The 12,093-nt window shown below is 52.2% G+C and carries 12 protein-coding genes and 1 pseudogene; 4 read left to right on the forward strand and 9 right to left on the reverse strand.

The features are described from left to right. The first annotated feature begins 59 nt into the window (after positions 1 to 59). The gene (gene map, locus H3M12_RS00510) at positions 60 to 851 is read left to right on the forward strand and encodes a type I methionyl aminopeptidase (protein WP_182150772.1); all 792 of its coding nucleotides are present in this window, start codon (positions 60 to 62) and stop codon (positions 849 to 851) included. Between the two features lie 19 nt (positions 852 to 870). After that, on the forward strand, positions 871 to 1,593 hold the full coding sequence (locus tag H3M12_RS00515) for a demethylmenaquinone methyltransferase (protein ID WP_129032101.1): 723 nt from the start codon (positions 871 to 873) through the stop codon (positions 1,591 to 1,593). Positions 1,594 to 1,766: 173 nt separating this feature from the next. Here H3M12_RS00515 and H3M12_RS00520 read toward each other — a convergent pair whose 3' ends face one another. Both H3M12_RS00520 and H3M12_RS00525 read right to left on the reverse strand, forming a co-directional pair. Beyond that, a complete protein-coding gene (locus H3M12_RS00520; protein ID WP_129032103.1) occupies positions 1,767 to 2,612 on the reverse strand; it encodes a helix-turn-helix domain-containing protein in 846 nt (281 codons plus the stop codon). A 62-nt stretch (positions 2,613 to 2,674) separates the two neighbouring features. Beyond that, entirely contained in the window at positions 2,675 to 3,304 is a 630-nt protein-coding gene (locus H3M12_RS00525) for a DNA-3-methyladenine glycosylase (protein WP_182150773.1), read from the reverse strand. A 143-nt stretch (positions 3,305 to 3,447) separates the two neighbouring features. On the opposite strand from H3M12_RS00525, the gene H3M12_RS00530 reads away from it, so the two are divergent. Beyond that, positions 3,448 to 3,840: a DUF488 domain-containing protein gene (locus H3M12_RS00530; RefSeq protein ID WP_129032107.1), complete on the forward strand. Its 393-nt coding sequence runs from the start codon at positions 3,448 to 3,450 to the stop codon at positions 3,838 to 3,840. Here H3M12_RS00530 and H3M12_RS00535 read toward each other — a convergent pair. The 6 genes from H3M12_RS00535 to H3M12_RS00560 form a co-directional block, all read right to left on the reverse strand. After that, entirely contained in the window at positions 3,779 to 4,471 is a 693-nt protein-coding gene (locus H3M12_RS00535; RefSeq protein WP_129032109.1) for a beta-phosphoglucomutase family hydrolase, read from the reverse strand. The genes H3M12_RS00530 and H3M12_RS00535 overlap by 62 nt on opposite strands. Before the next feature lie 114 nt (positions 4,472 to 4,585). Then, a complete protein-coding gene (locus tag H3M12_RS00540) occupies positions 4,586 to 5,044 on the reverse strand; it encodes a universal stress protein (protein ID WP_129032111.1) in 459 nt (152 codons plus the stop codon). Between the two features lie 162 nt (positions 5,045 to 5,206). Continuing rightward, positions 5,207 to 6,745 (reverse strand): BCCT family transporter, encoded by a 1,539-nt coding sequence (locus H3M12_RS00545; protein ID WP_233449192.1) that lies wholly within the window; start codon positions 6,743 to 6,745, stop codon positions 5,207 to 5,209. Between the two features lie 982 nt (positions 6,746 to 7,727). Further along, entirely contained in the window at positions 7,728 to 8,330 is a 603-nt protein-coding gene (locus tag H3M12_RS00550) for a sugar O-acetyltransferase (protein WP_129032115.1), read from the reverse strand. Positions 8,331 to 8,478: 148 nt separating this feature from the next. Further along, positions 8,479 to 8,943 carry a VOC family protein gene (locus H3M12_RS00555; protein WP_129032117.1) on the reverse strand — a complete coding sequence of 155 codons (465 nt, stop codon included), beginning with the start codon at positions 8,941 to 8,943 and terminating at the stop codon, positions 8,479 to 8,481. Between the two features lie 28 nt (positions 8,944 to 8,971). Continuing rightward, positions 8,972 to 9,817, reverse strand: a complete 846-nt coding sequence (locus tag H3M12_RS00560; RefSeq protein WP_129032119.1) for a ribonuclease H family protein — start codon at positions 9,815 to 9,817, stop codon at positions 8,972 to 8,974. 287 nt (positions 9,818 to 10,104) lie between these two features. Here H3M12_RS00560 and H3M12_RS00565 point away from each other — a divergent pair, with 287 nt between their 5' ends. Continuing rightward, complete coding sequence (locus H3M12_RS00565; protein ID WP_129032122.1) at positions 10,105 to 10,578, forward strand: hypothetical protein; 474 nt, start codon at positions 10,105 to 10,107, stop codon at positions 10,576 to 10,578. Between the two features lie 247 nt (positions 10,579 to 10,825). Here the strand turns inward: H3M12_RS00565 and codA are convergent. Continuing rightward, positions 10,826 to 12,074, reverse strand: a pseudogene (gene codA, locus H3M12_RS00570) (cytosine deaminase). Positions 12,075 to 12,093: the final 19 nt, after the last annotated feature.

Below are 12,093 nucleotides of genomic sequence, written 5' to 3' on the forward strand. Positions count from 1 at the left end.
CGGAAACGCGAAATAGGTGTAAATTAGAGACGGACATAAATTTAGAGGGAGGCAACACGTTGATAACTATTAAATCAGCTCGTGAAATCGAAAAAATGCGTGAATCTGGCGCTGTCTTGGCGGGGGTTCATTTGGGCCTACGCAAGATCATCAAGCCCGGTATCTCCAGTTGGGAAATCGAAGAATTTGCCAACAAGTACATCGAAGAGCACGGCGCTCGACCTTCCGAAAAGGGCTTTGAGGGGTACAAGTACGCCACCTGCGTCAGTGTCAACGATGAAGTGGCCCACGCCATCCCCCGCAAGAACTTAATTTTAAAGAACGGGGACATCGTCAAAGTTGACATGACCGTCAACTTAGATGGGTTCGAAAGCGATTCCTGCTGGGCCTACGCAGTCGGCACCATCAGTGACGATGCCAAGCGTCTCATGGCCGTCACCAAGAAGGCGCTCTACTTGGGCATCGACCAAGCCGTCGTCGGCAACCGGATTGGTGACATTGGCCACGCCATCCAAGACTACGTGGAAACGCAGAACCATATGGGTGACGTCCGCGAACTCATCGGCCATGGCATTGGGCCGACCATGCACGAACAGCCTAACGTGCCCCACTACGGTGAAGCGGGCCACGGCTTACGGCTCCGCGAAGGCATGACCATCACCATCGAACCGATGGTCAACTTAGGGACTTGGGAAATCGCCTCGAAGCCCACGGCCGATAAGACCTGGGAATACTACGTCACCGCCGACGGTTCTTTGTCGTGCCAATACGAACATACCCTGGTCATCACTAAGGACGGACCCAAGATTTTAACCTCGCAGGACCCCGAATTTGATGCCAAGTATCTTTAATCCTTAAGGGGGAGTCAGCATGTCGTTAACCAATCATACACCAGAAGCCACGGTCACCACACTGTTCAACCAAATTGCGCCCCAGTATGACCAGATGAACCGTCTGATCAGTCTGGGAACCCACCAGGTGTGGCGCCATAAAGTGATGGCGGCCATGGCCGTGACGCCCGGGGACTTTGCCCTGGACTTGTGCTGTGGCACCGGCGACTGGACGCTGGCGTTAGCCCAAGCGGTCGGCCCCAGTGGTCACGTGGTTGGGTTGGACCTCAGTGCCGAGATGCTGACTATCGCCGAGAAAAAAGCGCGAGCCCAGCACTTACAGGGTCAACTCACCCTCAAAACGGCCGACGCCATGCACCTCCCCTACCCGGACGACACTTTTGACGTGGTCACGATTGGCTTTGGGTTACGCAACGTCCCCGATGCCGCGCAAGTGCTCACCGAGATGACCCGGGTGGTCAAGCCTGGCGGCCAGGTGGTGTGTCTAGAAACCTCCCAACCGACCAACCCGGTGATCCACGCAGGCTGGCAATTGTATTTCGGTCACCTGGTTCCCTTGATGGGCCGGGTGGTAGCGCACCACTATCGTGCTTACCAGTATCTGCAACGGACCACCCATGAGTTCGTCTCCGCCACGACTTTGGTCCGGATGTTTCAAGCGGCCGGGTTAACGGCGGTCCACTATACCCGTTTCAATCTGGGAGCCGCAGCGGCCCACTACGGCCGCAAACCGTGGCGTTAACCCCACTACTCATTACTTTACAAAACACTAAAGTGCACCGTTTTTAAATGGAAAATCCACTTAAAAACGGTGCACTTTTTAGCTGTTTGGTGGCCATGATAGTGCCAAACGTGCGCCAACATCAGTTCCTTGCGCTCTCGTCTTAGATTGCCAGACTACTATGTAATAGTCGCTTACTGGGCTTGTTCGATCAGCGCTAAGACATGCTGATTATTGTTCAACCGCGCAAAGGCCGCGGCGTCGTCTAAGTCTTGCTGGATGGCCGCAGGATCCCCGTGCTCTTGTTGCTGGTTCAATGCCCGCCGCAAGGTGATTCGGGCCAAATAAAAGGTCACGTGGTACTGGGCGCAAATCTTCACGCCGTATGCTAACAAGTCGTCGCTGGTCTCATAATCGTGTTGCTGACTGTAAAATTCAGCGGTGTAATTGACGATGTTCAGCGCCCGCCAAATACTGTGATGCGTCTTAAACGACAATTTATAGATTTCGTCAAAAACCTTATTAAAATAAAATTCAGCTCGGGTCGCATCCCCAGCCAGGTTGTACGCAATCCCCGTCCCCGTGTAGGCCAATAAGGCGTACATCGAGTGATGGCTTTCGTCCAAGCGATTTAAAATCTGGGAGAAATCAAACAACGCATCGCTGATACTCCCATGACCCAACGCCGTCGCGTAACCACGCAAGAAGTAATAACGCAACTGAAAGGTCGTTGAATCCTCATGTGGGTCGCCTAGTTGGACCAAATCCGCACGCACAGCTGGATACATCTCCCGTTGGAGGTGCGTTTCGGCCGCTTCTAAAATAGCGGCACGTTTGGAATCGCCCCCCTGATTGACCGGAAAAAGGTCATCAAGGGTCAATTCTAAGCGGTCGCACAGCTGTAACAGAATTTTTAACGATGGGACCTTCCCCTTTCGTTCGAATTTACTAAGGGTGGCCTGCGTACAAATTCCCTGAGCCAGCTGATCTTGCGAGAGGTGCATCTGTTTTCGAGTCTCAATGAAAATTTCTACGTTCATAATATTGGATTCTCATTCCTTAAATGGTTTCGGGGTTACACTTTCAGAGTACACCACGACTGTTAAAATTGCCACCCGTGGTGGGTACGGTCCCAGTCACGTTTACGGCTGGCTGAGACGAACGGGTTACCAGCGACCGTGAAGCGTAACGGTTGGTCTTGCCAGCTACCGGCGCTGACGCCGACCCGTGCTGAAGCCTGAATTCTTTGGGGCACTCGCGTGGCTTCCGCCGTAATCGTCAAGTTGTGGGTTCCCAACATAGTCCGATTAAGGTCCTTCGTGTGAATTCCTAAAGCCGCCATCAACTTTCCCGGTCCATTGGTCAGGTTCAACACCGGTTGGTCGCGGTGAATCTGCATGAGTTCACGCCCCCGGTGCGGTTCTAACCCGCGAATCAAGATTCCTTGAGGCACCCCGTTGGCTTGGGTCGCGACATCAAACATGTAATAACCCCGTAACACGTAAATGTAGATGGTACCCGGGTCATCATACAACGCCGCGTTAGCCGCCGTCTTCCGGCCGCCAAAGGCATGCGCAGCAGTATCCTGCTCGCCCAGATAAGCTTCGGTCTCCACGATCCAACCACTCATCACACCAGCCCGGGTCTCGTAAATCAACTCATGCCCTAACAGGTCTTGGGCAATCTGCTCGGTTGGCCGACCCGTATAAAAATCGCCAATTGGGTTCGTCATCCGCTACGCTCCCTTCCAAAAATTTCTACTTCCCCTTTAATTGTACACCCGGTTTCCGTTTTCTGCGAGAGACAATCTAAAAGAAGTACGCTTGCACCCAGCTTACGAAACGGTAAAATGGGGCATAGGAGATGATATGACTGATGGCATTAAAATTAGAACGCATCTATACCAAGCCCGCCGACCTTAGCGGTTACCGGGTCCTCGTCGACCGGTTATGGCCCCGCGGCATTTCTAAAGTCAACGCTAAGTTGGATCGCTGGGAAAAGTCGATTGGGCCATCGACCGACCTACGTAAATGGTTCAACCACGATCCCGAAAAATTTCCCGAATTTCGGGCCCGCTACTTAGCGGAGCTGGCCGCTAACCCGGACAAGGACGCCTTTTTGCAACTCCTGGCGGAGCAATTGCCCCAACAAGACGTCATCTTACTTTACGGCGCCAAGGACCAGACCCACAATCAGGCCGTAGTCCTCAAGGCTTGGCTACAAGCTCAGCTTGCGGGGCAAGTATCCGCTGAACGGTTGGCAGACTAAGCTCTTCAGTACTGGCGAGCATCGCGGTAACCGGCGTTAACGGCTGAGCGTTGATGCCGATGGTCAAACACCCTGCCGCCATGGCCGCTTGCACCCCGGTGGTCGTGTCTTCAAACGCCACGCACTGCGCCGGAGCCTGGTGGATTAACTTGGCCGCGGCAAGATAGACATCGGGGGCCGGTTTACTGGCTGGCAGACTCGCCGCCGGGACAATTTTATCAAAAATCGCCGTTAAGCCGAGGTGGGCGATTTCCGCCGGGGCATTGGTTGAGGCCGACGCTAAGGCCACTGGGTAGCCCTGCTGCGTCACTTCGGTCAAAAAGGCCGTAATCCCCGGTAACCGGTTGGCCGGCGTCATCTGAGCCACAAATTGGCGGTACAGCTCATTTTCATGATCGGTCATCTGTTGGAACTGTTGGGCGTCTAATCGGTCGGGTTGCCCCACCGAGTCTAGAATCGTCACCAGTGATTGACGCCGACTCATCCCTGGTAACCGGCGCGTCAAATCGGCGGTCCACGGAATCTGGAGCTCACGAGCTACGGCCTGCCAGGATTGCAAGTGATACTGCCAGGAATCAGCGATCACGCCGTGGAGATCAAATAAAAAGCCTTTAATCTGTGTTTTAGTCACGAGACTCCCCCCTATCGCGTACTCATTAGGCGCAATTATACACCCCAATTAGCATTAAAAGCGTCAACGGTATTTCATCCGCTGGCGCTTTTAAAGTGACTTCAATCAACCGTCTTAACGAATCACAATGACGGACACGTCGGCCTTGCGGGCCAAGCGCAGACCAATAGCTCCTGGTCGGCCGTGTGACGCGAAGTCAACGTCGGCCCCACAGACGACCAAATCGGGCTCAAAGCTCGGAATGACCTGCTGTAAGATGACGTCGTCCACGTCACCGCCTTCAGCAACCAGCGGTTGAACGTGCTTGACGCCAAAGCTTTCGGCCTTAGCGGCGTAATCTTTAACGACCGTTTGGAGTTCCGTACGCTTCTGGTGTAGCTTATCCGGCATTAACGAGTCGTAGACGCTAATATCGTTATTTTCTAGGACCGACACGATTCCCAGTTCGGCATCGTAATCCCGCGCCATGGTCAGCGCAAAGCGAAAGGCGCGACTGGTCGATGGGCGATCATCTTCATCAATCGTAATCAAAATCCGGTCAAAAAATAACGGGCGGTACTCTTCTTCTGGCATAAAACCCCTCCTGGTGTTCTCTTTTTCCTGATTTCATTATAACAACCAGTTATGAAAACGCAACCGAACCGCTAAGCGACGGCCTTAACTAAAAAGGACCCCACCGACAATCAGTCGGCAGGACCCTTTTTCTAATTCGATTTAAGTTAATGATGCCTGACCTTAACGGGCGTGGTCCGGTGACAGAATCATCGGTCCGCGAACCGCGTGTGGTAATTCAACCGTAATTCGGCGCATCACCACTGGCTTAGGCACAACCACGGGTGCCGTGGCTGGCTTGGTCTTCGCCGTTAACATGTGCCAGATGGAATGAAGCAACAACAGGCAAACTGCCATCAACGGGAATCCAGCAATCGTTGAGACCGTCTGAACAGTCTTGAAGCCCCCGACCATCACAATCCCGAAGGAGAAGAAAATGAAGACGACGACCCAGACCATCCGGTTCCAACGACTTGGTTGTTGCCCATCGTCTAAGTTCAGACTGGTGAACGACGACACGATGAACGCCGATGACGAAATCGTGGTGGCCAAGAAGATGAAACACGAGATGCAGTACAAGGCCAACACAATCATCTTAAACGGTAAGGTAGAGATCACCGTGGCGACCACGGCGGCCTGCCCCTGCGTGTTTAAGATGTGGACCAAGTTCACAGCCCCCGTCTGCTGGAGCCACAGGGAGTAACCCCCGAAGATGGCGTAGAAGCTCATGCAACCCAAAGCCCCATAAGTCAGCATTCCAATCAAGACCTGCTTGATAGTCCGGCCTTTAGAGATCCGGGCGATAAACAGTCCCATGACGGGCATGTAGGACAACCACCAACCCCAGTAGAAAATGGTTTCCTGCTGGGCCGTGGTGTCCCCACCGTTCGGCAGGGTATTCGTGGCCATCGAGACAAACTTCTGGGCCATCAAGCCCAAACTGTTGGTTTCGGAATTCAAAATATACATGGTTGGTCCGATAATCAAAATCAAGGCCAACAGTCCTAAGGCGGTCCAAATATGTGCCGCACTCAACCGGTCAATCCCCCCGTTTAACCCGTGGAAGACCGTGACGGCAAACAAAACGAATAAAATAATAAAGAGCTCAATCTTCAGGGTCAAGTTATCTTGAACCCCGGTCAAGCGACTTAAGACTTTCGAAATAATCGGAATTTCCATGCCGACCGATGATCCGATTCCGCCCATGATCCCGAAGACCACGAGGAAGTCAATCACCTGACGGGCAATCTTCTTACCGCGACTATCACCTTGGAGGCTGGTAATGGCGGCACTTACCCGTTGCACTTTTCCGTGCTTCACGAACAACACGTAGGCAATCGCAATGGTAGCCGGCGCGAACATCATCCACGCCATCGGCCCCCAGTTGAACTGACCGTACATGTGTGCTGCCCCGTAAGCCGCTTTGGAAAACGGCTTTAACCCGAAGGCCGGGTGCTGCAAGTACCGCAGGGGGTCAACGATGGAGAGCATTAAGATACTGGCATCAATCGCCGTCGCAAAGACCATACTCCCCCACTGGAAGCTGCTGTAACGCGGCTTGTCATCGGGATCCCCTAATTTAATTTTCCCAAACTTACCAAAAGCGAGATACATAAAGAATAAAAAGTTGATCACGTAAACCAGCAGATAAGCCCACGCCATGTTGGTATCAATCCAACTCAGCACGGTACTTAACGTTGCCTGTAATCGATCACCGCCCATAATAAAGAAGATGGACGCGATAATAAACAAGACAAAGGTTGGCACGAACACTAACTTATCAATATTTTTTCGCGCTAAAATAAAAATCCTGCCACTGATAACTTGGTTAAAAGTTTCAGAAGTTCTTGCTTCGTCCTATTCGCACTCGTCAAATTGTATCACACACAATTTAGTGCCTAGTCCACAAGCGTTAATTCCCGGCTAGCTACCGGTACAGCCCTTTGCTAACGGTCAACGACCGCACAAAGATTTTCAGTATCTCCAGATTTTTAACGGGGCTTTGACAAAACCTCGTTGGGCGCAGGAACGGGAACACTCCGTTCCTGATAGAGTTTTTGCACGTTCGGCCTAGTTTTGCTAGGTATAAAATCAGTAGCAGATTTTCCTTCCTTCTTCGGTCTGGCCTGCGGTGCAAGATACTGATCGAAGCCTCGCAAATAAAACTCAGTGCCGACAAACCTTCAACTGGCTCAACACTTTGCCCCCCATCAGTCGCGACGTCGCAAGTTGAGGCCTCACGATTGGCAAAACATCAATGACTGACTCATTAGAGAACAAAGACTGCGTGTCGGGTTGGCTTAAGGTTCCGCCAATCTTCGGTAATCGAAAATGATAACCGCATTCGAAACGTTGTTGGCTGTATTAGGCCAACAGATGTTTTAGGTGAAATTAGAAATCATCAATTACCTCCTCATTAGTCTACCCGAACGACTTTCGCTCGGGGTGTCACGCTCCCAGGATACACAAAAAGCGCCGAACCGGGTCGTCCCACGAGTCCGACGCTACGCGCCTAAACAGCCGCTACGACTGCATTCCTGTGAAGCAATATCCAAAGCTTATTATACGCGGTCGCTGTCATTAGTAAAACCCTAACCTTAAATCAGACATTAGCCTACTTTTGTAAACGGTTGCGGTCCCCATCATGGCTTTAATCTAAGAATTTGATGAGAATTTTGATTGTCGACAATTGGTTGGCCGGCAACTAAAAAGCCCAGGGCCATTTCGCCTTAACAGCGGCGTTGCCCGTCGCGCCATTATCGATTTCCTTGATGACCCGCGCGGGGTTACCGGCAATGACCACGTTGTCGCCAAAGGACTTCGTCACCACGGAACCGGCCCCTACGACCACATTATTCCCCAACGTGACCCCGGGTAAAATAGTGACTCGGCCCCCCAACCAGGCGTTATCGCCAATGGTGATGGGGGCGCCCATTTCCACGTCGGCCGACCGGGCCAGCGCATTCAAGGGATGGACCGGCGTGTAAAGACCAATGTTCGGTCCAAAGTAGCAGTGTTCACCAATCGTGATGGGACAAGTATCCAGGAAAGTCATATCGTAATTGCCATAAAAGTGATCACCGATGTGGATATTCCACCCGTAATCAAATTTGAACCCTGCTTCCACGAAGAAGTCGTCACCCGTATCGGTGATAAGCTTGCGGTAGCCGGCGTTCCGTTCATCGTTGTCGTCTAACTGGTTGACCGCCCGTAATTGTTTCCGGGCTGCGGTCCGCCGCGCAATCAACTCGTGATCGAACTGTTTGTAGGGCTGGCCCGCGGTCATCTTTTCCCGTTCTGTTGCCATAACATGAATCACTCCTCTATATCCGTTAATGATACCACTTTCCCCCAGAAGTCCCTAGGCACGGTCTCTAAAGCCCACCACCTGGGGACGCCAAAAAAGCCCGGCAAAACCTGCCCGGACCCCGGTTTATGATCGATTTAGTGGCACTTTAGTCCGCCGGGGTCGGCACAACGGGTTGTGTCGGGGCTTCCCGGAGGATCCAGGTGATGCCATACGCATCAACAATTTGGCCCATCTTACCACCCTGTTGTTGATCCGTAAACGGACTGATAATCTTGACGTCGGCCTTCACCAAGCGTTGATAGAGTGCCGTTAAGGCCTTCACGCTGTCGCTGTCGTCCTCATCAACCAGCAACATCAGTGAAATCAACGTCGAGGACGTGGGTTGACCCATGAAGGCGTCGGCACATTGCACGTCTAACCCTAATAATTGAAAGCCCCCGCGCATGGTCAATTGGCTCAATTCCACGTCAGCGTTCAGCCCATACTGTTCCGCTTCGTCCGCGGTCGGACTGACCCGATAAACGTTCGTGGCCCCAAAGACTTGTTGATAGTAAGCTAAGGCTTCCTTAGCATTCTCGAATTCCAAATAGGGAATCATTTTTGCTTCCATGATCGTTACCTCATTATTCTTAGTCTGATTACTCCTCATCCGGCGGCATCTGGAGGATGCGCCGAATAGCCGCGACCGACTGGTCAACAGTTTGTTGATTCGCCGGTTGGGCTGTTGGTTGCTTAGCCGGGGTCCCCGTCGGTTTTACCCGCGAGTTAGTGGCCGTTGACCCCATCTGATCCATCGTCGTGTTTAACAGGTGGTCGACAAACACGTTGCCTTGATTCGTGGCGTGCCCCTTCGTCCAGTGAAAACTCAGGTGCTGGAACTGCCCTAACAGGGGGTCGACTTGCTGCCAAAGCTCAGTGTTGGCTAACGGCCCCGCGCTGCGCTTCCATCCACGCCGTTTCCAACCAGAAAGCCAACCCTTGGTCACGGCATTCAAAACGTACTGGGAATCCAGCACGAATTGAATTTGGCGCGCCGTCTGGTCGAGTGCCACTAACCGTTGGAGGGCTTGCAAAAACGCCATGATCTCCATCCGGTTATTACTGGCGCCCCATTCACCGGCAGAATCGGTCACGACTTGCTCAGGCAACTCGATGCGGTAGGCCCAAGCGGCCTTATCACCCTGCCGCACGTGGCCCCCCGCCACGTTACCAGTATTGCGTGAGCCACCGTCCGTATAAACGGTAATTTCACTAGTTGACGTCGCTGTTGTCTGGGCACCCGATTGAGTTGCCAGAGAGCTTGACGCTACTTTAGCCGTCGTTTTTGGGGGCTCCCCCGTCAGAAAAGCCTGCGCTTCGCCGCGCGTGGCAAAGCTCTTGTAACGGGCGCCCGGAAACCCTTGGACTTGTCGTTGAGCTTCCGGCCAAGTCCGGTAGATGCCGGGCTTACGACCGCGGCGGACCGCATAAAACTTCTGTCCCATCGTCATCCCCACTTTCACACTAATCCTTGTTAGTTTACCATACTTTTTCATCAGATTTTTGAAAATGGGTATTACCAAAATTGTGAAGCCGTTACCTTTGCCGATTTCACAAGTTAAATCAACTGACTAATGACTTAGCTCCCGCTTTCATTCGGGATTCTGCCCTTTGCAGGGGATATTTGTTTTCATTATGCACAGATTATGCTAACCTAGTATATAAGGGGATTTTACCGACCGGAAAGTGACTTTATCTGTTACCTTGTCTAAAACTTCTAAGGGGGGTCTTTATGGAAAGTCCTATCCGTGCAACACTCATTACCGTTGACCAAGCCCGGGCCATGCTGAAAGATCAGCACGACCAACGGGGCGAACGTTTTCCCCACCTTGCACTTTCCGGTCAGTATATCTTGCCAGATTATCGGTTAACCCGCAAACGTGAAGCGTTTAAAATTCGCCGACACACCTTCTTGAAACGGCACTTCCGGTCTTACGTGGCGTTTGATTCCGACAACGGCCAAACGTTGTGGATTCATAATTTTCCTAGTTTGTCTGAGGCCTGCTTTTGGTTAAACACCGGTCTGAAACCAACCGACACTGACTCCGCTAGTTCCTACCAAGAATGGAAATCCTTACACGTTGACGAAATTGAAGTCCTGAAGAAACAACTACGGACCCAGCATCACGAGAAAAAGAAACCCAGCACTGTAGCGAAAAAACCGACGATTGCCGTGGTTAAGAAAAGTAAACACGCGAAGAAATAGGCGTTCCGCGTTTTCGGGAACGCTTTTTGTGTCCCCATTAATCGGTAAACGGGCCGGGGACAAAACACTAAAGTGCACCGCCTTTAAATGGGAAAGCCATTTAAAGGCGGTGCACTTTTTAAGTGACCCAATAGAACGATACCGCAACGGGCGCCAAAAGTCAGGTCGTTGCGCTGAGCCCGAATTCGGTGAGCCTACCCCCAAGCAGGCGTCTCACCGGAGTCATTAATGCGCGACTTTTTAAGCATCATTTCAATTCGTCTTGTGTCAAATGAAGGTGGACGTGTTTCGGTTCGGTCCGGACAATCACCTTGCCGTGATGAATCGAATACAACACTTCTGCACGGGTGTTCAACGCGTTGTAGAAGTTATCGCTGTTCATCACGACCAGGTTCGCCGGTTTACCGACTTCGATACCGTAGTGGTCGGCCACGTGCATGGCTTTAGCCCCGTGGGTGGTTATAAATTGATAGGAGTTCAAAATATCGTCGTAGCCCATCATTTGGGTCACGTGAATCCCGGTATGTAACGCATCCAACATGTTGCCATCGCCCATCGGGTACCACGGGTCCTTGATGTCATCTTCACCGAAAGCCACGTTGATGCCTGCTTCGTTGAGTTCCTTGACCCGGGCCCCGACGCTTTGGATAGGTGTCAAAGCGACCACCCAAGTGAGTGTTGATCAGCGGGTTCGAAATCATGTTGATGCCCGAGAGCTTCAGCAAGCGCATCAACTTGTAAGCGTAGGCGTTGTTGTACGAGCCCATCGCCGTGGTGTGGCTGGCCGTGACTTTGTCGCGTAACCCCGTTTCGTAGGCCAACGTCGCCAGCGTCTCCAAGCCACGCGATGCCGGATCATCGATCTCGTCACAGTGCGCATCGACTAATTTCCCGTACTTTTGGGCGATACCCACCGCAAAGTGTAAGGATTCCACGCTGTATTCCCGGGTAAATTCGAAGTGCGGAATCGCCCCAATCGCGTCGACTCCTAATTGGGCCGCGCGTTCTACGAGTTCCTTCCCGTGTGGAAATGACAAGATGCCGTCTTGTGGAAAAGCGACCAACTGCAACTCGATAAAGTCTTTGACCTCGTCACGAACTTCGATCAAAGCCTTCAATGCCGTCAAATGCGGGTCGGTCACATCCACGTGGGAACGGACGAACTGAATCCCATGTGACGCTTGCAACTCCAGTGCCTGTCGGGCCCGCTGTTTGACGTCATCGTGAGTCAGTGTCTTCTTGCGTTCTCCCCAGATACGAATGCCATCAAAAAGCGTCCCGGATTGGTTCCATTCGGGGTCCCCTGCCGTCATGGTGCTGTCCAAATGAACGTGTGGATCCACGAATGGTGGTAAAATCAGCTTTCCCTTGGCGTCCAGGACATCTTCATGGTCTAGCGGCGTCAAGTGCGGGGCAATGGCCGTAAAGCGACCCTTTTCGATTCGAATATCCTGTGGTTCCGTGGCATTTTCAATGAAACCCTGTTGAATTAACATGACGTTTCAGTTCCCTTCT

The organism is Levilactobacillus suantsaii (assembly GCF_014069315.1).
Taxonomy (GTDB): Bacteria; Bacillota; Bacilli; order Lactobacillales; family Lactobacillaceae; genus Levilactobacillus; species Levilactobacillus suantsaii.